A 23,913-nucleotide genomic window follows, 5' to 3' on the forward strand; every position below is an offset into this window, starting at 1 on the left:
TTGCCGATCCCGTCGCCCGTGTCTAAACAGGATATGCCCGTCCGGGCGTGCCGATCCCACCCCTTGGGGTCGCCGCCAGGTCGGCGCAAGCACATATGGACGTGTCATGATCGAACCGCGATGCTTTTCGTTGAGCTCCACGCAACAATCCGTCTGGTTCGACCAATTGCTCTCGCCCGATACACCCTCCTACAACATCGGCGTCACGGTGCAGATCGACGGCGCCGTGGACCCGGCGATTTTCGCGGCCGCGCTCAAGTGGGTCATCACCCAGTACGATGCATTGCGACTGATCTTCAGCGAAAGCGAAGGACAGGCCCAACAACAGGTCGTCGCCGCGCTGGAGGCGCCGTTCACCTTCCATGATTTGCGCGCTGCGCCCGATGCGCCCGCCCAGGCACTGGCCACCCTCACGCAACTGAACCGCACTCCGTTCGCACTTTATGGCCGTCCGCTGTGGAGCATGGAATGGTTCCAGCTCTCCGATACCCAGGCACTGTGGAACGCCCGTTATCACCACCTGATTTGCGATGGCACGTCCGTGGGGCTGATCGGCCAGGCCGTCAGCGCGACGTACAACCAGATGCTGCGCGGTGAGCAGCCGGTGATCGACCCGGAACTGGCGCAGGGTTACCAGGCTTTCGTGGCAAAGGATCGGGCGTACCTGGGGTCGGCCCGCTACGCCAAGGCCCGCGATTATTGGCTGGAGCAGTTTTCGACGCTGCCGGCGCCGTTGTTCCAATCCCCGGTGTCGCCGGCCACCCAGGGCCAGGCGCAACCCAACCTTACCGCTCCGGTGCCCAGCGCCCAGGCGGTCTGGACCCTGGGGGCGAGCCGCCTGGAGCGCTTGAGCCAGTGGGCAAAGACCCAGGGGGCGACCCTCAGCCACTGCTTGAGCGCGTTACTGGCCGGCTATTTCAGCCGCATGACCGATGGCCGTGAACAGCTGGTGATCGGCTTGCCGGTGCACAACCGCGGCGATGCCCTGCAGAAACGGACCGTGGGGATGTTTTCTTCGGTGCTGCCACTGGCGGTCCGGGTCGACGGACAAGCCAGCTTCGCCGAGGCGGTGCAGCGAGTCGCCCATCAGACTCGGCGCAGCTATCGGCACCAGCGCTATCCATTGCAGGACCTGCACCGTGAGCTGCGGGCACGCGCCGGCCATCCCGGCCAGTTGTTCGAGTTGATGCTTTCGGTGGAACAGTACCCCGGCGATGTGAACCTGGGCCGAGCGCGCTGCACGTTGCGCACCTGGCACAACGGCTACGAACGCTACCCGCTGGCGATCTACCTGCGCGACTACGAAGTGCAGACCGAACCGTTCCTGGAATTCAACTACGACCCGCGCCTCTTCAGCACCGAGCAGATGAGCGCGCACCTGAAGCGCCTCGAACACCTCACCGAACAGGTGCTCGCCGACCCGAGCCGGGCGCTGATGGACTACACCTTGCTCGATGCAACCGAGCAGCACCGGGTCATCCAAGACTTCAACGCCACCGCCTGGGAATATCCCGCCGAAACGTCGCTGTGCGCGCTCTTCGAGGCGCAGGTCCGACTTCGTCCCCAAGCCACGGCGCTGCAGGACGACAGGCAGTCGCTGAGCTATCGCCAGCTCGACCAGCGCGCCGAGTGGCTGGCCGGACACCTGGCGGCACAGGGAGTCAAGGCCGGTGACAAGGTCGCGTTATACCTGGGCCGAGGCGCGGGGCTGATCGTGTCGATACTGGCGATCCTGAAACGCGGCGCGGCCTATGTGCCGGTGGATCGCGACGCTCCCGCCGCGCATCTGGCAAGGGTACTGGCCGACAGCGGCAGCGCCTGGCTGCTGTGCGAACACGGGCCCGCATTGTCGGTGGCAGGCGTCCTGACCCTCGACCTCGACGAACTGCCCAGCGAAGCCCCCCCTGCTCCACCGCAGGCAAGCGGTGCGAACGATGTGGCCTACGTCATGTACACCTCCGGCTCGACCGGCGTGCCCAAGGGGGTGCAGGTGCCCCACCGCGCCATCACCCGCTTGGTGCGCAACAACGGTTTCGCCGATTTCAACGCCCAGGATCGCATCGCCCTGGCCGCCAACCCGGCCTTCGACGCCAGCACCCTGGAAATCTGGGGCGCATTGCTCAACGGCGGCTGCCTGGTGGTCTGTCCCCGCGACACCCTGCTGGATGCGGCCCGGTTCAATGAACATCTGCTGCGCCATGAAGTCAGCGTCCTCTGGCTCACCGCCGGGCTGTTCCATCAGTTCGCCGAACCTCTGGCCCCGGCCTTCGCGGCCCTGCGCTACCTGATGGTGGGCGGCGATGTGCTCGATCCCCGGCGCATCGCCCAGGTGTTGCGCCACTCGCCGCCCCAGCATCTGCTCAACGGCTACGGTCCCACCGAAAGCACCACCTTCGCCACCACCCATCGCATCACCCTGGAAGACGCCCTGGCCGGTGACATTCCCATCGGCAAGCCGATCGGCAATACCCAGGTCTACGTGCTCGACGACCAACGTCGCCCCGTGCCCATCGGCGTCGCCGGCGAGCTGTACATCGGCGGCGATGGCCTGGCCCTGGGTTACCTGAACCAGCCGCAGTTGAGCGAACAGCGCTTCGTGCCCCATCCCTTCGACCCGACGCCGGGGGCGCGGTTGTACCGCACCGGCGACCTGGCGCGCTGGCGCGTCGACGGCGTGTTGCTGTTCCTGGGGCGCAACGACTTCCAGGTCAAGATCCGCGGTTTCCGGATCGAGCTGGGGGAGATCGAGGCGCAGCTCAAGGCCTTGCCACCCGTGACCGAAGCGGTGGTGCTGGCCGACGCCCAGCAACGCCTGCTGGCCTACTTCACCGCCACCAGCGCCCAGGACCCCAGCGAACTGCGCGCCCGGTTGGCCGCGGTGCTCCCGGACTACATGCTGCCCGCCGCGTTCGTCCAGGTGGACGCCTTCAGCCTCACCGCCAACGGCAAGCTGGACCGCCGCGCCTTGCCCGAGCCAGGCGAAGCTCACTTCGCCCTGCACCGCTACGACGCGCCGCAGGGGCCGGTGGAAACCCGCCTGGCCGAACTCTGGGCCCAGATCCTGGGCGTACCGCGTGTCGGTCGCCAGGACAATTTCTTTGCCCTGGGCGGTCACTCCCTGCTGGCCGTGCAGATGGTGGAGCAACTGCGCGCCGAAGGCTGGAGCCTCGACGTCGGGACCCTGTTCAACGCGACCAACCTTCTCAACCTGGCGGCGACGCTGGAACACTCAGTCCAGGACCCGGAACCTGCGGCGACGCTCTCACTCGACCTGACCCAGGCGCAGATCGACCACATCGTCACCACGGTGGAAGGCGGTCTGGCCAACGTACAAGACATCTATCCCCTGGCACCGCTGCAGGAAGGCCTGCTGTTCCACCACCTGTTGCAGCCCAGGGACGATGCCTACCTGCTGCGCGCGACCCTGGCCTTCGACAGCCAGGCACGCCTGCAACGGTTCATCGACGCCTTCGACCAAGTCATCGCTCGTCATGACGTGTTGCGCAGCGCCGTGCTCTGGGAAGGCCTGGATACACCGGTGCAAGTGGTCTGGCGCGTCGCCCGCTTGCCCGTGGTCCTGCTCGACGAGGGCCGAGCCTTTGCTGAGGAGCACCTGGACATTCGCCGTGCCCCCCTGGCGCAAGCCTTCGTACGCTTCGACGCCGCCGACCAGCGCTGGCACCTGCAACTGGTTCACCATCACCTGTCCATCGACCACGCCACCCTGGGCCTGCTGTTCGCCGAAGTCCGGGCGCTGATGCTCGATCCCCGGCATCCGCTGCCCCCCGCCATCGCGTTTCGCCAATTCGTGGCCCAGGCGCGCCAGCCCCGACGCCAGGCGGATGCAGAGGCCTATTTCCAACGCTTGCTCGGTGATCTCCACGAGCCGACCCTGCCCTATGGGCTGAACGATATCCAGGGTTCGGGACGCGACAATCGCGAGGCCCAGTGCCAGCTCGACCCGGCACTATCCGTGCGCCTGCGGCATCTGGCCAAGGCCCAGGCAGTGGGCGTCGCCAGCCTGTTTCACCTGGCCTGGGCAATGCTGGTGGGCAAGACCAGCGGCCGCGACGACGTCGTATTCGGCACGGTGCTGTTCGGACGCTTCAACGCCGAACAGCACGTCGGCCGCGCCTTGGGCATGTTCATCAACACCTTGCCGCTGCGTATCGACCTCGACCTACCATTGCAGACGGCATTGCGCCAAGTCCATGGGCGGCTGGTGGAACTACTGGCCCATGAACATGCGCCCCTGGCCCTGGCCCAACGCTGCAGTGCCTTGCCCGCCCATGCGCCGCTGTTCTCGGCACTGCTGAACTTTCGTCACAGTCAGGGCCAACGCTCGACGCGCCCGGAATTCGACCTGCCCGGCATCCAGGTAATGGGCAGCGAGGAGCGCAGCAACTACCCGTTCTGCCTGTCGGTGGACGACCTGGGTGATGAATTTGCCCTGAGCGCACAGATCCATCGCTCGGTCTGCGCCGAAACCGTCCTGGCCCATATGGTCCAGGCCCTTCACGTGGTGGCGCAGACCCTGGAGACAGCGCCGACCACCGGTGCCTGCACCCTGGACAGCCTGCCCGTGGCGCAACGGCAACAGTTGCTGGAAGGGTTCAACCAGACTCGACACGCACATCCGCGCGACACCCTGCTGCACCAGCCGTTCGAGCGCCAGGCCGCCTTGTGGCCCGATGCCGTGGCCGCCCATATCGAAACCGCGTCAGCCGGCACGACCACGCTCACCTATGGCCAGCTCAATCGCCAGGCCAACCGGTTGGCCCACGCCCTGCTGGCGACCGGGTTGCGACCCGACGACCGGGTGGCGATCTGCCTGGAGCGTGGTCCGCACATGCTGGTGGCGTTACTGGCCACCCTGAAGGCCGGCGCTGCCTACGTCCCCCTGGACCCGACCTATCCGCCGGCACGCCTGCGGCACATGCTGGAAGACAGCGCCCCGCGCCTGGTGCTCAGCAGTGACGCATTGCGCACGCGCCTACCGGCCACCACCGCAATCGAGCGATGGGACCTGGACACACCGCAGCTACAGGCCCGGCTGGACGCCCAGCCCATCGACAATCCCGATGCCGCGGACCTGAACGCCGCGCACCTGGCCTATGTGATCTATACGTCAGGCTCCACCGGTATGCCCAAGGGCGTGATGATCGAGCACCGCAACGCCTGCAACCTGCTGCACTGGGCCCTGCGCAGTTTCGACGTCGATGAGTTGCACCACAGCCTGTTCGCCACCTCGATCAATTTCGACCTGGCGGTGTTCGAGTGCTTCGTGCCCCTGGCCGCCGGCGCCACCTTGCATCTGGTGGACAATGCCTTGGCCCTGGTGGAGCGCCCCCGTACGGTATCGCTGATCAACAGCGTGCCCTCGGCCGTGGAGGAACTGGTGAGGATCGGCGCCATCGCGCCGACCACCCGAGTCGTCAACCTGGCCGGCGAGCCCCTCAAGGCACGGCTGGTGGAGCAACTGTTTGCCCAGGGCGCCACGGACCGGGTCTGCAATCTCTATGGCCCGACGGAAACCACCACCTACTCCACCTGGCTGTCGATGAGCCGTGAACAGGGGTTCCTGCCCGGTATCGGTCAACCCCTGGACAACACGCGCATCTACCTGCTCGATCGGCATCGCCAACCAGTGCCTCTGGGTGTGGCCGGGGAAATCCATATCGGCGGGGCCGGCGTGGCCCGTGGCTACCTGAACCGGGCCGAACTCACCGCCGAGCGGTTCTTGCCGGACCCTTTCGTCAGCGATCCCGAAGCGCGCATGTACCGCACCGGCGATCTGGGCCGCTGGCGTGCCGACGGACACCTGGAGTACCTGGGCCGCAACGACTTCCAGGTCAAGGTGCGGGGCTTTCGCATCGAACTGGGAGAGATCGAAGCGCAACTGCTGGGCATGCCGGGCCTGCGCGAAGCGGTGGTCCTGGCCCAACCCGGGCCTGGCGGGGATCCGCGGCTGGTGGCCTACCTGGTCGCCCAGGATCCCGCCGCGCCGGTCCCGGACCTGGCGCAGGTGCGGGCCTACCTGGAAAACCGCTTGCCGGACTACATGTTGCCCAGCGCCTGCATCGCGCTACCCCAGTTGCCCCTGACGCCCAACGGCAAGCTCGACCGGCAGGCACTGCCCCTGCCCGTGACGCTGCCCGCCGACCGTGACAAGTCCCCTCCGCGCAGCGACACCGAACGTCGGCTTGCGGCGATCTGGGCCCAGGTGCTCGGCCAGCCGGACATCGGTCGCGAGGATGATTTTTTCAGCCTGGGCGGACACTCCCTGCTGGCCGTGCAGCTGCTCGAACGACTGCGCCGCAACGGCTGGAACCTGGATATCCGCAGTGTCTTCGAGCGATCGACCCTCGCGGCCCTGGCGCAACGCCTGGACACCCTGGGTACCGAGGCCGCGCCCGTGGAAAGCGTCAGTTGCATCCCTACCCCCTGCTCGCGGATCACCCCGCCGATGCTCGATCTCGTCGAACTGGCCCAGGCGCAGATCGACAGGATCGCGGCACAGGTTCCCGGCGGTGCCGGCAACATCCAGGATATCTATCCGCTGGGCCCTCTGCAGGAAGGCATGCTTTACCACCATCGGGCCCAGAGTGCCGGGGACAACTACCTGTTGCGCAGCCTGCTGGCGTTCACCGACGAAGCGTGCCTGCAACGTTTCTGCGCTGCGCTGGAACAGGTCATCGCCCGGCATGATGCCTTGCGCACCCTGGTGCTCTGGGAGGATTTGCAGGAGCCGCTGCAAGTGGTGCTGCGCCAGGTGGCCTTCAAGCCAGTGCGCCTGGCATTCGAGGGCGACGTCGCCGCGCAACTGCACGCCAGTGCCGACCCTCGCCATTACCGCCTCGACCTGCGCCAGGCGCCATTGATCGAAGCACGGGTAGCGTTCGACGCCGTCCACGACCGCTGGCTGCTGTTGCTTGTGCATCACCATGTGGTGGTCGATCACACTTCCCTGGAACTGATGATCGAGGAAATCGCACTGATCGAAGGCGGCCGGCAGGCGCAGCTGTCGCGCCCCGTCAGCGCTCGCGGGCTGGTGGCCCATGCGCGTCGACCGCAGGTTGTCAGTGCGGCACAGGCGTTCTTCAGCGAGCAGTTGGGCGACCTGGACGAACCCACCCTGCCGCTCGCCATCGATGTGCAGGCCGATCCCCGCTGGCGCGCCCTGGAACACCAACAGCCGATGGAGCCTGGGCTGGCGCGCCGCCTGCGTCAGCAAGCCAGTGCCCATGGCGTGAGTGCCGCCAGCGTCTGCCACCTGGCCTGGGCGCTGGTGTTGAGCCGTCTGAGCGGGCGCGATGACGTGGTGTTCGGCACCGTGCTGTTCGGCCGCCTGCAAGCCGGAGCCCATGCCGACCGGGCCCTGGGACTGTTCATCAACACCCTGCCTTTGCGGGTGCGCCTGGATGGCGATGTGGGCATCGTGCTCGAAGGCGTGCAGCAGGCCTTGAACGGGTTGCTCAGCCACGAGCAGACCCCACTCGCACTGGCCCAGCGCTGCAGCGCGGTACCCGCCGGCACCGCGCTGTTCAGTGCGATGTTCAACTACCGCTACAGCCATGCCGACCAGGCGAACGTCCGCCAGGCCATGCCGGGCATGAGCCTGTTGCACAGCGAAGAACGCACTCACTATCCCTTCAACCTCGCGGTGGACGACCTGGGCGAAGGCTTTCAACTGACCGCCCAGACCCACCCGGCGTACGCGCCTGCGCGCCTGGTCGGGTTCATGCTGCAAACCCTGGACGCCCTTGTCGAGGCACTGGAACAGGCCGACGACACCCCCGTCCAGCAGTTGCGCGTGCTGCCCGACGACGAAGAAGCGCGGCTGGATCGCTTCAACCGGCCAGTGGCCCTGCCGTCGTCCGGCGCGACCTTGCAGCAGCGCTTCGCCGAACAGGCTGCGCGCACCCCCGATGCCTTGGCCGTCATCGACGAACACCAGGCATTGAGCTTCCGCCAGCTCAACGAACAGGCCAACCGGTTGGCTCATCACTTGCGCAACCTGGGTGTGCAGAGCGGCCAGCTCGTCGCCGTGTGCCTGGAGCGCGAGGTGCAGTTGGCGATTGCCCTGCTGGCGGTGTGGAAAGCCGGTTGCGCCTATGTGCCGCTGGATCCTGACTACCCGGCGCCCCGGCTGGCCTACATGCTCAACGACAGCGCACCGGCGGCCCTGCTCACCCAGGAACGGGTGCGTCCTCGTTTACCGACCTTTACGGGTGGACCACTGCTCAGCCTTGACGCGCCCGAATCCCTGGCCTGGACCCAGGCCAGCGCGGACGACCCGGACGCTATCGCCCTGGGCCAGCAGCCCACGGACCTGGCCTACCTGATCTACACCTCTGGCTCCACCGGACAGCCCAAGGGTGTGATGGTCGAGCACCACTCGGTGCTCAACCTCTGGGCCGGGCTGCGTCAACGCCTGGACGACCTGCCGCCGGGCACCCGTTGCTCGCTCAATGCCTCGGTCGCCTTCGATGCCTCGGTACAACAGCTTTGCCAATGGCTCAGCGGCCACTGCCTGGTGCTGATTCCCAAACGGGTGCGCCTGGATGCCAGCGCCCTGCTGGACTACCTGCACAGCCGCCAGGTCACGCTGTTCGATTGCACCCCGACCCAGTTGCAGGTCTTGCTCAAGCATCGGCAGGCGGCGCAGACACGACAACCGTTGCCACGGCGCATCCTGCTCGGCGGCGAGGCGGTGCCCAGCGAACTCTGGACGCAACTGGCCGCTGAAGCCGAGGTTCGGGTGCTCAACGTCTATGGGCCCACCGAGTGCACCGTCGACACCACCAGTGCCTGGCTCGACAGCCATTCGACGCCGAGCCTCGGCCAACCGCTGCCCAACACCCAGGTGCATGTCCTCGATCGACATGGCCGGCGCGTGCCGGTGGGAGTGGCCGGGGAAATACACATCGGTGGCCATGGGGTCGCCCGTGGTTATTGGCAGCGCGCGGCCCTGACCGACGAACGATTCCTCAGCGATCCGTTCACTGCCCAGGCCGGTGGGCGGCTCTACCGCACCGGCGACCTCGGGCGCTGGGAAGAGGATGGCAGCCTCAGCTACCTGGGGCGCACGGATTTCCAGGTCAAGATCCACGGCCACCGCATCGAGCTGGGTGAAATCGAAAGCCAGTTGCTGGCCTTGCCCGGTGTGCAGCAAGCCGTGGTGGTGGGGCGCAACGACCGCCACGGCGTGACACGGCTGGTCGCCTACCTGCAGGGCACGGCGCCACCGACGCCGAGCCAGGCCCGGGCCGCCCTGGCCGAACGCCTGCCCGACTACATGCTGCCCGGCCTGTACGTGCGCCTGGACAGCCTGCCGCTGACCGCCAACGGCAAGCTCGACCGCAACGCCCTGCCGGAACCCGACGCCCAGGCTTACGTGCAGACCCTCTACGAAGCCCCGCAAGGCGAACTGGAGATCACCCTGGCGGCGCTCTGGTGCGAGTTGCTGAATGTCGAACGGGTCAGCCGGCACGACAACTTCTTCGCCCTGGGCGGCCATTCGCTGATCGCCATGACTCTGGTGGAGCGCATGCGACAGCACAACCTGCGGGTCGACATCAGCCAACTCTTCACCACCCCGACCCTCGCCGGTCTGGCCATGGCCACCACCCCTTTGAAGGAACTGCTTCTGTGACCACGGAACAATTGCTGGCCCTGCTCAAACAACGTGGCGTAACCCTGTCCTTGCGCGGCGATCAATTATCGGTAGTGGCCGATGACCAGGTATTGGCCGACCAGGCACTGATCGCCTTGTTGCGCAGCCATAAACCGGCCCTGATCGAAGCCCTGCGCAACCCCGCCGCCCAGGCCGGCAGCAGTAGCGGCCTGCCGCCAGGCACCGACGACATCACCCCGGCGATGCTCGATCTCTGCCAGTTGGACGAAGCACAGATCGCCAGTATCGTCGCCAGCGTGCCGGGCGGCTGCGCCAATATCCAGGACATCTATCCTCTGGTGCCGTTGCAGGCGGGCATCCTCTTTCATCACCTGCTCCAGCAGCACGGCGATACCTATCTGCTGCATGTGCTGCTGGCCTTCGACGATGAGCCCTGCCTGCGACGTTTCATGGATGCCCTCAACCAGGCCATCGCCCGCCACGACATCCTGCGCACGGCACTGGCCTGGGAGGGCCTTGACGAGCCGGTGCAGGTAGTCTGGCGCCATGCGCCCCTGGCGCTGGAAGTCCTCCATCCGAGCCAGGTCGACGTCGAGGCCGCTCTGCGTGCCCATGCCGACCCGCGTCATCAGCGCCTGGACCTGCGCCAGGCGCCCCTGATGCGCGCCGTGGCCGCCGAGGATCCGGGAACCGGACGCTGGCTGCTGCAATTGCTGCATCACCACGCGGTAATGGACCATACCTCGCTGGAACGCCTGGTGGGAGAAGTCGCCGCGATCCAGCAAGGCCGTCTGGCGGATCTGCAGCCGCCGCAGCCGTTCCGGGATTTCGTGTTGCGCGCACGCCAGGGCCTGGGCGAAGCGCTGCACGAGGCATTCTTCACCGAGCTGCTGGGGGACATCGACGAACCCACCGCGCCCTGCGGCCTTTTGGACGTACGCGGCGATGGCAACCAGGTACAGACCCTGGAGACCGCACTCACCCTCGACCTGAGCCGGCGGATCCGTGAGCGTGCGCGTGTCCTGGGGGTCAGCAGCGCCAGCCTGTTCCATCTTGCCTGGGCATTGGTCCTGGGCAAGTCCAGCGGCCGCGACGACGTGGTCTTCGGCACCGTGATGTTCGGTCGCCTGCTGGGTGCCGGCGAAGCGACCAGTGCCATGGGCCTGTTCATCAATACACTGCCCCTGCGGGTACGCCTGGCCGTCTCCGTGGAACAGGCATTGCGCGACACCCACACGCTGCTCAGCCGGCTGATCGCCCACGAGCACGCCCCCCTGGGCCTGGCCCAGCGTTGCAGCGCCTTGCCCAGCGGCACCGCGCTGTTCTCGGCGTTGCTCAACTATCGCCACAGTGCGGCCCCCGGGCATGCACCCCAGGTCGATGGCATGCAGGTTCTGGGCGGTGAGGAGCGCACCAACTACCCCTTCAACCTGTCGGTGGACGACCTGGGGGAAGGCTTTTCGCTGAGCCTGCAAATCGATCACCAGGTGGGCGCCGAACCGGTACTGGGCTGGCTGCGCACCGCGTTGGAGAACCTGCTCGACGCCCTGGAACAGCGTCCCCTGACCCTGGCTTGCCAGCTTTCGGTATTGCCCGCCGCCGAACAGGAGCGGGTCCTGCGCACGTTCAACGCCACCACCCGCCCGCATAACGGCCCGGCTCTGCTGCACCTGGCCGTGGAGCGGCAGGCCCAACGGCAACCCCAGGCCATCGCCGCCCGTTTCGACGCCGCCAACGGTACCAGCCCCCTGACCTATGAGGCGCTCAATACCCAGGCCAATCGGCTGGCGCACCTGCTGCTGCAGGCCGGTGTCGAGCCGGACAGCCGCGTGGCGATCTGCCTGGAGCGTGGCCCCCACCTGCTGATCGCCCTGCTCGGCATTCTCAAGGCCGGTGCCGCCTATGTGCCGCTGGACCCGGCCTACCCGCGGGAACGCCTGCTGCACATGCTCGCCGACAGCACGCCTCGCGCGCTGCTGACACTCGGCACGCTGCAATCGAGCGTCCCGGCGCCCGCCGGTTGCGAAGTGCTTTGCCTGGACGCGGCCCCTGTCAAGGCGCGCCTGGCCGAACAACCCGTCCATGACCCGGATCCCGCCAGCCTTGGCCTGACCAGCGCTCACCTGGCCTATGTCATCTATACCTCGGGATCCACCGGCACGCCCAAGGGCGTGATGATCGAGCACCGCAACGCTTGCAACCTGCTGCACTGGGCGCTGCATGCGTTCGATACCGCCAGCCTGCGGGACAGCCTCTTCGCCACCTCGATCAATTTCGACCTGGCGGTGTTCGAATATTTCGTGCCCCTGGCCGCCGGCGCCACCTTGCACGTGGCCACCAACGCCTTGGCCTTGCTCGACCGCCCCGTGCCGGTCACACTGATCAACAGCGTGCCTTCGGCCCTTGATGCGCTGGTCAATGCCCAGGCGATCCCAGGGTCAACACAGGTGGTCAACCTGGCCGGCGAGCCCCTCAAGCAAAGCCTGGTGGAGCAGGTGTTCGCCCACAGCGCAGTGCAACGCCTGTGCAACCTGTACGGCCCTTCGGAGACCACCACCTACTCGACGTGGGTGTCGATGAGTCGTGAGCAGGGTTTCGTCCCCGGTATCGGACGACCGCTGGACAATACCCAGGTCTACATTCTCGATGCGCACCGCCAGTTGGTGCCCCAGGGCGTGGTGGGCGAACTCTATATCGGGGGTGCCGGCGTTGCCCGGGGCTACCTGAACCGACCCGAGCTGACCCAGGAGCGCTTCGTCGACGACCCGTTCGCGCTCCAGGCCGGGGCCCGGATGTACCGCACCGGCGACCTGGGTCGCTGGACTGCCGACGGTCAGCTTCTCTACCTGGGGCGCAACGACTTCCAGGTCAAGGTGCGTGGCTACCGCATCGAGCTGGGAGAAATCGAAGCCGCCCTGGCCCGGGTGCCCGGGGTGTTGCATGCCGTCGTGATCGCCCGCGAAGACGCCAGCGGCGATCCGCGCCTGGTGGCGTACTGGGTGGGGCAGGCGGACAGCCCGGTATCCGAGGCCCAGTTACGCGAGGCCCTGCACGCCTGTCTGCCTGAGTACATGCAGCCTGGGGCCTACGTGGCCTTGCCGACCCTGCCCCTGACCCCCAACGGCAAGCTGGACCGCGGCGCGCTGCCGGCGCCGGAGCAGACGGAAAGCGATCATTTCGAAGCGCCCCAAGGGCCGCTGGAGACTCAACTGGCGTCGATCTGGAGTCGCCTGCTGGGACGCCCACGGGTAGGCCGTGAGGACCATTTCTTCCAATCCGGCGGCCATTCGCTGCTGGCGGTGCAACTGATTTCCCAACTGCGCCAGCAACTGCGCATCGAACTGCCCCTGGCCTGCGTGTTCGATCACCCGACCCTGGCGCGGCAGGCCCGTGCCATCGAATCCCTGGGAGCGTCCGGGTTGTCCGGGGCGGCGCCTGTTCCGGCGGCGATGCGCCCGGCGCGGCTACCGTTGTCCTTCGCCCAGCAGCGCCTGTGGTTCATCGCCCACCTCGATGCCCAGGCCAGCGCGGCCTACCACATGGCCGGCGGACTGCGCCTGCGGGGAGCGCTTGACCCAGCGGCGTTGCAGGCCGCCCTGTCGCGAATCGTCGAGCGGCATGAAGCCTTGCGCACCCGGTTCGTTTCCGAGGGCGCGCAACCGTTCCAGATCATCGACCCGCCGCAGGCCTTCGCCATGCCCGTCGACGACCTGCGCGGCCAGCCCCCGGCGGTCTTCCAGGCCCACTGCACCGCCGAGGCCCAGGCACCGTTCGACCTGGCGCGCGGTCCGCTGATCCGTGCGCGCCTGTTGCGCCTGGAGGAGCAGGAGCACGTCTTGCTGGTCACGCTGCACCACATCGTCGGCGATGCCTGGTCGTTATCGGTCATCACCCGGGAACTGACTGAACTGTACCGGGCCTTTGTCCACGGCCAGGCCGACCGCCTGCCGCCACTGGCCATCCAGTACGCCGACTATGCCCTGTGGCAGCGCTCTGCGCGCCAGGCGCAACGGATCGCCGAACAACTGGCCTACTGGCGCACCCAGCTCGAAGACGCACCGCCGCTGTTGAACCTCGCCCTGGACCGCCCTCGCCCGGCGCACCAGGATTTCACCGGTGCCAGCCTGGAGGTGGGCATCGACGCCCACCTGGTCCAGTCGCTCAAGCACGTGGCCGAACGACATGGCTGCACCCTGTTCATGACGCTCCTGGCCGCGTGGTCGGTGGTGCTGGCGCGCCTGTCGGGGCAGGACGACCTGGTCATCGGTTCGGTCCTGGCGAACCGGACCCGGGCGGAGGTCGAGCCGCTGGTCGGCTTTTTCGTCAACACCCAGGCGTTGCGGGTGCGGCTCGGTGAGGTCGATGCGTTCAGCCAACTGCTGGCCCAGGTGCGGCGTACCGCCCTGGATGCGCAGGCCCATCAGGAAGTTGCCTTCGAGCAATTGGTCGAGGCATTGAACCCCTCGCGCTCATTGGCCCACAGTCCGATCTTCCAGGTCATGTTCGCCTGGCAGAACGCCCCGCAGCCCAGCCTGGAGCTGGACTCGCTGGAGCTGACGCCGTTATCCACCCACGAAGACAGCGCCAAGTTCGACCTGACCCTGGACCTGCACGAGCGTGACGGCCGGATTGCCGGTCGGTTCATCTACGCCACCGCCCTGTTCGAGGCCGACACTGTGCAACGTCACTGGCAGGCCTTGCACACCACCCTGCAAGCATTGGTCGCCGATGACCGACAACCGCTCGAGGCCGTGTCCATTCTCGGCCCGGCCGAGCGCGAACACGTGCTGCACACCTTCAATGCCACCGCCCGTGACTACCCTCGCGATGAGTCGCTGCCTCGCCTGTTCGAGGCGCAGGTCAAGCGGCGGCCCGAGGCGACGGCGATCCAGACCGGCGAGCAGTCCCTGAGCTATCGCCAGCTCGATGAGCGCGCCAGCCGACTGGCCGGTTGGCTGGCCGAACACGGCGTGGTGCCGGGCGCCCGGGTTGCCCTGTGCCTTGCCCGTGGCCCACGGTTGATCGTGGCGATCCTGGCGATCCTGAAAAACGGCGCGGCCTATGTGCCCATCGACACGGCCACGCCCTCGGAGCGGCGCCGCAATCTGCTGCACGATTGCGGCAGCGCCTGGTTGCTGGTGGACGAACCGCACTCGATCCCCGCGGACCCAGCCGTCCAATCCCTTGCCTTGGCGACCTGGGAAGACACCCTGGACAGCGTCGCGGCGCCCGCCGCGGATGTACCGCGGCCCGCCGACGCGACGGCCTGCGTCATGTACACCTCCGGCTCGACCGGCGTGCCCAAGGGGGTGCAGGTGCCCCACCGCGCCATCACCCGCCTGGTGCGCAACAACGGTTTCGCCGATTTCAACGCCCAGGATCGCATCGCCCTGGCCGCCAACCCGGCCTTCGACGCCAGCACCCTGGAAATCTGGGGCGCATTGCTCAACGGCGGCTGCCTGGTGGTCTGTCCCCGCGACACCCTGCTGGATGCGGCCCGGTTCAATGAACATCTGCTGCGCCATGAAGTCAGCGTCCTCTGGCTCACCGCCGGGCTGTTCCATCAGTTCGCCGAACCTCTGGCCCCGGCCTTCGCGGCCCTGCGCTACCTGATGGTGGGCGGCGATGTGCTCGATCCCCGGCGCATCGCCCAGGTGTTGCGCCACTCGCCGCCCCAGCATCTGCTCAACGGCTACGGTCCCACCGAAAGCACCACCTTCGCCACCACCCATCGCATCACCCTGGAAGACGCCCTGGCCGGTGACATTCCCATCGGCAAGCCGATCGGCAATACCCAGGTCTACGTGCTCGACGACCAACGTCGCCCCGTGCCCATCGGCGTCGCCGGCGAGCTGTACATCGGCGGCGATGGCCTGGCCCTGGGTTACCTGAACCAGCCGCAGTTGAGCGAACAGCGCTTCGTGCCCCATCCCTTCGACCCGACGCCGGGGGCGCGGTTGTACCGCACCGGCGACCTGGCGCGCTGGCGCGTCGACGGCGTGTTGCTGTTCCTGGGGCGCAACGACTTCCAGGTCAAGATCCGCGGTTTCCGGATCGAGCTGGGGGAGATCGAGGCGCAGCTCAAGGCCTTGCCACCCGTGACCGAAGCGGTGGTGCTGGCCGACGCCCAGCAACGCCTGCTGGCCTACTTCACCGCCACCAGCGCCCAGGACCCCAGCGAACTGCGCGCCCGGTTGGCCGCGGTGCTCCCGGACTACATGCTGCCCGCCGCGTTCGTCCAGATGGACGCCTTCAGCCTCACCGCCAACGGCAAGCTAGACCGCCGCACCTTGCCCGAGCCGGGAGAAGCTCACTTCGCCCTGCACCGCTACGACGCGCCGCAGGGACCGGTGGAAACCCGCCTGGCCGAACTCTGGGCCCAGGTCCTGGGCGTACCGCGTGTCGGTCGCCAGGACAATTTCTTTGCCCTGGGCGGTCACTCCCTGCTGGCCGTGCAGATGGTGGAGCAACTGCGTACGCAAGGCTGGTCCCTCGACGTGCGCACCTTGTTCGCCACGCCCAATGTCGCCGCGCTGGCCGTCGCCCTGGCGCAACGCCCGCAAGCTTCTGACCAGGCCCCCGTTTCGGCGGGCACCGCCATTGCCCCGGGCTGCACCCGCATCACACCTGAAATGCTGCCCTTGGTGCACCTGACCCAGGCGCAGATCGACCGTATCGTCGCCAATGTCGAAGGCGGCGCGGCCAACGTGCAGGACATCTATCCGATGGCTCCCCTGCAAGAGGGCCTGTTCTTTCATTATTTGCTCCAGGACCAAGGCGATACCTACCTGCTGCACACCACCCTGGCGTTCACCGACGAGGCGCGACTGGATGGGTTCTGCCTGGCACTGCAGCAAGTCATCGCCCGCCACGATATCCTGCGGACCGCCCTGGCCTGGGAGGGCCTCGACGAGCCGGTGCAGGTGGTCTGGCGCGAGGCGCCGTTGCCCATCGAGGTCCTGCGCATCACCGAAGCCGATGCGCTCACCCAACTGCTGGCCCACACCGACGCCCGCACCCGGCGCCTGGACATCCGCCAGGCGCCTCTGCTGCGGGTGGTGAAGGCATTCGACGCCCGGGAGCAACGCTGGTTACTGCAGGTACTGCACCACCATCTGGTGCTGGACCACACCACGCTGGAACGCATGGTCGAGGAGATCGTCCTGATCCAGCAGGGCCAGGCAGCGCAGCTACGTGAGCCCGTACCGTTCCGCCATTTCGTGGCCAACGCTCGACATGGCCAGGACACCGACCGGCAGCAGGCTTTTTTCCAGCGCATGCTGGCCGACGTCAGCGAACCCACGGCACCGTTCGGCCTGCTCGACGTTCAGAATACCGGCGCCCTCGACGAGGCCCGCGGGACATTGGAACCGGAACTGGCGCGGGCCCTGCGCCAGGCGGCGCGACGCCACCAAGTGAGCGCCGCCAGCCTGTTCCACCTGGCCATGGCCCTGGTGCTGGGCAAAGCCACCGGACGCGCCGACGTGGTGTTCGGCACGGTCTTGCTGGGTCGCTTGCAAGGCGTGCAGGGGGCCGACCAGGCGCTGGGGGTGTTCATCAATACCCTGCCCCTGCGCATCGACTTGGCGAACAGCCCGATCGGCGACAGCCTGCAGCACACCCACCAGGCGCTGATGGCCTTGCTCGAACACGAACATGCGGCCCTGGCCCTGGCCCAACGCTGCAGTGGCGTGCCGGCGGGGACCCCGCTCTTTTCCGCGCTGCTGAATTTCCGCTACAGCCTGCAAGACACGCCCCACCAGAGTGTCGAAGGCATGCGCGTACTGAGCACCGCCGAACGCACCAATTATCCCTTCACGTTTTCCGTGGACGACCTCGGCGAAGGTTTCAGCGTGACCGCACAGATCGCCGGGGCAGTGGGTGCTCAGCGAGCCTGGGACTTCATGCATCAGGCCCTCGCCAGCCTGGTGGATGCCCTGGAAAACAGCCCGCAACGGCTCGCCCGGACCCTGAATGTCCTGCCGGCACAAGAACACCTGCGGCTGGCGCGTTTCAATGCCACGCAGCGCCCGCGGCCGGAACGGGCCTTGCTGCACGAACGCTTCGAAGCCCAGGCGCGTCTCACTCCCGCGGCCGACGCGGTGCGCTGCGACGCGCGCGTGCTCAGCTATGGGCAACTCGATCAGCAGGCCACTCGCCTGGCCCGGCACCTGCGGGCGCTGGGGGTAGGCCCCGACGCTCGGGTCGGCATCCACCTGCGGCGCAGCCCGGAACTGATCGTCGCGCTGCTCGCCGTGCTCAAGGCCGGCGGCGCCTATGTGCCCCTGGACCCGGCCTATCCCGCGCAACGCCTGGCCTACATGCTCGATGACAGCGCGCCGGTGGCGATACTGACCATGAGCGATGCGCCACTGGACCTTGTCCTTGCCGCTGACTGCCAGCGCCTCGATGTGGACCGCGCACTGCGCAGCGACGAGACGGACGCCACAGCGTTGGCGCCGGCATTGGAGGCACCGGCATTGGAGTCCCGCCACCTGGCCTACATGATCTACACCTCCGGCTCCACCGGCCAACCCAAGGGGGTGATGATCGAGCACGGTAACGCCCGCAACTTCCTCGACTGGGCCTTGCGCAGCTTCGACCCTCAGACCCTGGAACACAGCCTGTTCAGCACCTCCATCAACTTCGACCTGTCGGTGTTCGAATGCTTCGTGCCGTTATCCTGCGGTGGCGTGCTGGAACTGGTGGACGACGCCCTTGCCCTGCTTGAACGGCGCCCGGCGTTGAGCCTGCTCAACACCGTGCCGTCAGCTGCCGACGCGTTGCTGCGGGCCGATGCCCTGCCGGCTTCGCTGCAAACCCTCAACCTGGCCGGCGAAGCCCTGCCGCGCCACCTGGTGGAACGGCTGTTCGCCGACAGCGAGGTGCGTCGGGTCAATAACCTCTATGGCCCCACCGAAACCACGGTCTACTCGACCTGGGTGTCGATGGACCGCGAACAGGGTTTCGTCCCGCACATTGGCCGGCCCATCGACAACACCCAGGTGCATGTCCTGGACGAGGCCTTGCAACCGCTGCCGATCGGCGTGATGGGAGAGCTGTACATCGGCGGCGCAGGTGTCGGGCGCGGCTACCATCGCCGACCGGAACTGACCCGCGAGCGCTTCCTGGCCGATCCGTTCAGCGATGATCCGGCGGCTCGCCTGTACCGCACCGGCGACCTGGGCTTCTGGGACGCCGACGGCCAGCTCCATTACCTGGGGCGCAACGACTTCCAGGTCAAGATTCGCGGCTTCCGCATCGAACTGGGGGAAATCGAAGCCGCCCTGCTCGCCCTGCCTCAGGTGGCGGCCGCCGCCGTGCTGGCGGTCCGGCGCGGCGCTCGCGAACCGGCCCTGGTGGCCTATGCCGTCGCGGCCGAGGACAGCGCGCCGCTGGTGCCCGGCGCCTTGCGCGACGCCCTGGCGAGCCGTCTGCCGGGGTACATGGTGCCGGCGCTGATCGTGCCCCTGGATGTCCTGCCCCTGACCCCCAACGGCAAGCTCGACCGCGCGGCCCTGCCGGCACCTGGGGAAGAAGCCTGGGCCGTCCAGGCCTACGAGGCGCCGCGGGGGGAACAGGAAACGCTCATGGCCGAGATCTGGTGCGACCTTTTGGCCGTCGCCCGGGTCGGTCGCCACGACAACTTCTTCGAATTGGGCGGGCATTCGCTGCTGGCGGTGCAATGGGTATCCCGGGTGCGCCAACGCCTGGGCCTGGAGTTGTCCCTGGCCACCTTGTATGCCCACCCCACCGTGGCCGAACTGGCCACTCTCATGGGCAGCGCCTCACGCTCCGCGCTGGCACCGATCGCCGTGCTGCCGGAAGCGGCCGTCCGGCCCCTGTCCTTTGCCCAGCAGCGCCTTTGGTTCATCGCCCGCCTGGACGCCCAGGCGAGCGCCGCGTACCACATCAGTGGCGCCCTGCGCCTGGACGGCGAACTGGACGAAGCCGCCCTGCGCAACGCCCTGACCCGCATCGTCGAGCGCCACGCCGTACTGCGCACGCGCTTCATCGAGCAGGACGGCGAAGTGAGGCAAGTCGTCGACCCGCAGCCGCGCTGGAGCTTCTCGCGCCTGGAGCCGGACGCGAGCGATCTGCGGGCGGTCCTGGCGAGCGATGCGGCGCAGCCGTTCGCCCTGGACGAAGGCCCCTTGCTGCGAGTGTTGCTGGCGCGCCAGAACCCCGCCAGTCATGTGTTGCAAGTGACCCTGCACCACATCGTTGCCGACGGCTGGTCCATCGGCGTGCTGATCGACGAACTGTCGCTGTTGTACCGGGCGTTTCGCCAAGGTGCGCCGGATCCACTGCCGGCCCTGGCGATCCAGTACGCCGACTATGCCGCCTGGCAGCGGGAATGGCTGGTGGGCGAGCGCCACGCCGAGCAACTGGCCTATTGGCTGGAGCATCTGCGCGACGCACCGCAACGGTTGGACCTGCCCAGCGATCGGCCACGGCCGCCGCGCCAGGATTTCTCCGGGGCACGCCTGGCCGTGGCGCTGGACGCGCCGTTGAGCGCCGCGCTCAAGGCCTTGAGCCGCCGCCATGGCACGTCGCTGTACATGACACTGCTGGCGGCCTGGGCGATCGTGATCGGGCGCCTCGCCGTACAGGAACGCGTGGTGATCGGCACGCCGGTGGCCAACCGCACCCGCAGTGAAGTCGAGCCATTGATCGGCTTCTTCGTCAACACCCAGGCGCTGTGTATCGACCTGGGCGGACAGCCGGACGTCGGCCAGTTGCTGGCCCAGGTGCGCCAGCATGCGTTGCAGGCCCAGGCCCACCAGGACGTACCTTTCGAACAGGTGGTCGAAGCCCTCAACCCGCCGCGTTCCCTGGCCCACAGCCCGGTATTCCAACTGATGTTCGCCTGGCAGAACGCGCCCCGCGGCGCCCTCGACCTCGACGGGCTGAGCCTCGCGCCCTTGGCTGCCGAGCAGACCACCGCGCCGTTCGACGTGTCCCTGGAACTCTACGAAGCCCAAGGGTGCATCGTCGGCGGGCTCAACTACGCCACCGCGCTGTTCGATGCCGACAGCCTGCAACGGCACTGGGGTTACCTGGTCAACGTGCTGCGCCAGTTGTGCGCCGACGATCGGCAGCCGCTGGCGCACCTGTCCCTGGTGGATGCACAGGAGCGTGAGCGCCTGCTGCACCAGCTCAACCCGGCCCCGACCCCGTTCCCCCAGGCGGGCTGGGTGCATGAACGGTTCGAACGCAGGGCACTGGAGCAGCCCGACGCTATCGCGGTCGAGTTGCATGGGCGCGGGCTGAGCTACGCCGAGCTCGACCGTCAGGCCAATCACCTGGCCTGGCGGATGATCGAACAAGGGGCCGGCACCGGCCAGCGGGTGGCCATCCACCTGCCGCGCAGCCTGGAGATGGTGCTGGCAGTGATTGCCACGCTCAAGACCGGGGCGGCCTATGTGCCGCTCGATCCCAGTCAGCCCCTGGCTCGTCGCCAGGGCATCGTCGAGGATTGCCAGCCGTGCCTGCTGCTGTGGGATGACCAGCGTGTCGAAGGGCTGCGAGTCGGCGACACGTGCACGCCGCTGTCGGTTCGACTGGCGGTTACGGCAGACCAGGCCCTTGCCGCGCCGCCACTTGGACAACCGTCCCTTTCGGACCTGGCCTACGTCATGTACACCTCCGGCTCCACCGGGTTGCCCAAGGGCGTGGCCATGGGTCACCTGGCCCTGAGCAACCTGTTGGCCTGGCAAGCCGCACAGGCGCTGCCCGGGCCGGCCCGGACCCTGCAATTCGCCGCCTTGGGGTTCGATGTCGCGTTCCAGGAAATCTTCTCGACCCTGGGCAGCGGCGGTACCCTGGTGCTGCTGGAAGAAGCCCAGCGCCTGGATCTCGCGGCGTTGCCGCACTGGCTTGCCCAGGAGCGCATCGAGCGGCTGTTCCTGCCCTATATCGCCCTGGCGGGCCTGGCCGAAAATTGGGCCAGCGACCCCGTGGAACTGCCCGCCCTGCGCGATGTGGTGGTCGCCGGCGAAGCGTTGCGCATCACCGGCCCGTTGCGCGAGCTGTTCAAGCGCCACCCGCGCGCGCGGCTGCACAACCACTACGGCCCGACCGAAACCCACGTGGTGTGTACGCACACCCTGCCCGACGCCCCCGAGCAGTGGGCAGACGTGCCGGTGATCGGGCGCCCCATCGCCAACACCCAGGTGTGCCTGCTCGATGCCAACGGCCACTGGGTCCCCCAAGGCGTCGCCGGCGAACTGCACGTCGCCGGCGTGGCCCTGGCCCAGGGCTACCTGAATCGGCCGGACCTGACCGCCGAGCGCTTCATCGCCCATCCGTTCGATGCCGCCCCTGGCGCGCGTCTCTATAAGACCGGCGACCTGGCGCGCTGGACCGCCGAAGGTACGCTGCAATACCTGGGACGCAACGACTCGCAAGTGAAGATCCGTGGCTATCGCGTCGAACTGACGGAGGTGGAGAGCCGCCTCGACCAGGTACCCGGTGTGCGCGAATCGGTGGTGGTGATGCTGCCGGGGGACGGGGGCCATCCGCGCCTGATCGCCTACTTCAGCGCCACCGAGCCACTGTCGCCCCTGGCCTTGCGCAGCCAGCTGAGCGAACGCTTGCCCGAATACATGCTGCCCAGCGCCTTCGTACAGCTGCAGGCACTGCCGCAGACCGGCAATGGCAAGGTCGATCGGCAGCGCCTGCCGGCACCGGCTCCCGAGGCGTTCGCGCAGACCGAATACAGCCCGCCCCAAGGCGAACTGGAGACCACCCTGGCGGCGATCTGGAGCGAACTGCTGGGGGTCGAGCCCATCGGCCGCCAGGACGACTTCTTCGCCTTGGGCGGACACTCCTTGCTGGCCCTGCGATTGCTGGCTCAAGTGCGTCACCGGCTGGGCCTGGAAGTGCCGCTGTCGGCGGTCTTCGCCCAACCGAGCTTGCACGCCCTGGCCAGCGTGCTGCAGGACGCCGGGCACAGTCGCCTGGGCCCCTTGCAGGAGGCCGACCGCAGCCAGCCCCTGCCCCTGTCGTTCGCTCAACAGAACCTCTGGCTGATCCAACAGCTCAATCCGGATTCGACGGCAGCCTTCAACATGCCGGCAGGCTTGCGGCTGCGTGGCGAACTGGATATCGAGGCGTTGCGTCGTGCCCTGGATCGTATCGTCGCCCGTCATGAAAGCCTGCGGACCCGGTTCGTGAGCCTCGCCGGCCAGGCGCGTCAGGTGATCGACCCGCCACGCTCGCTGGCCCTGGAGGTCGTCGACCTGAGCGTGCCCGGCGCGGCGGACTGGCAAGCGCTGTGCGCCGAGCAGGCCAATCAGCCGTTCGACCTGACGAGCCAGTGGCCGATCCGCGCCTGCCTGTTACGCCTGGGCGCCGATGACCATGTCCTGCTGGTGACCGTGCACCACCTGGTCTCGGACGGCTGGTCCATGGGCGTGCTCACCGAGGAGTTCTCCGGTCTTTACCAGGCCTTCAGCCAGGGCCGGGGCGATCCCCTGCCGCCCCTGGCCCGCCAGTATGGCGACTACACGCTGTGGCAACGCCAATGGCTGCAAGCAGACGAACTGCAACGCCAACGCACCTATTGGACACGACACCTGAGCGGTGCGCCGACTTGCGTCACCCTGCCCACCGACCGCCCTCGTCCGGCCCGGCAGGACTACGCCGGGGCCAGCCTGCCGGTGCGCATCGAGCCCGGACTGACCCAGGCGCTCAAGGCCCTCGGACGGCGCCATGGCACGACCCTGTACATGACCTTGCTGGCGGCCTGGGCCGTGGTGGTCAGCCGATTCTCGGGACAATCGGAGGTGGTCATCGGCTCGCCCGTGGCCAATCGCAACCGGGTCGAGCTCGAATCGATGATCGGCTTCTTCGTGAACTTCCAGGCCCTGCGCATCGACTTGGACGAAGGGCCCCGGGTGGACACGTTGCTGGCCCAGGTCAAGGGCCTGGCATTGGCCGCCCAGGAGCACCAGGACATACCGTTCGAGCAGGTCATCGAAGCACTCAACCCGCCTCGCTCACTGGCCCACAACGCCATTTTCCAATTGATGCTGGCCTGGCAGAACGCTCCCCAGGGCAACCTGGACCTGGGCAATGGCCTGCAGTTGCACAGCGTCGGCGCGCCGGTCAGCACGGCCAAGTTCGACCTGGCCCTGGATGTCCATGAGGTGGGCGACGCCATCAAGGGCGGATTCAACTACGCCACCGCCCTGTTCGATGCCGATACCGTGGACCGTCACTGGCATGCGTTGCTGGCGGTATTGCGGGCGATGGTGGACGACGATCGGCAA

General features: G+C 67.5%; 1 protein-coding gene and 2 pseudogenes. All 3 read left to right on the plus strand.

The window, feature by feature from the left end; genetic code table 11:
* Window positions 1-106 precede the first annotated feature (106 nt).
* Window positions 107-9,655, plus strand: a complete 9,549-nt coding sequence (locus BW992_RS20805) for a non-ribosomal peptide synthetase (RefSeq protein WP_076407034.1) — start codon at window positions 107-109, stop codon at window positions 9,653-9,655.
* Between the two features lie 224 nt (window positions 9,656-9,879).
* Window positions 9,880-12,723: pseudogene (locus BW992_RS27605) on the plus strand (non-ribosomal peptide synthetase); the annotation flags it as partial.
* Window positions 12,709-23,904: pseudogene (locus BW992_RS27610) on the plus strand (amino acid adenylation domain-containing protein); the annotation flags it as partial. The pseudogenes BW992_RS27605 and BW992_RS27610, both read left to right, overlap by 15 nt.
* Window positions 23,905-23,913: the final 9 nt, after the last annotated feature.

Origin of the sequence: Pseudomonas sp. 7SR1 (assembly GCF_900156465.1) — a bacterium.
Classification (GTDB): domain Bacteria; phylum Pseudomonadota; class Gammaproteobacteria; order Pseudomonadales; family Pseudomonadaceae; genus Aquipseudomonas.

What these genes read in the sequence shown, in the direction of transcription:
- BW992_RS20805 (WP_076407034.1), top strand. Translation starts at nt 107, where the DNA reads ATGATCGAACCGCGATGCTTTTCGTTGAGCTCCACGCAACAATCCGTC.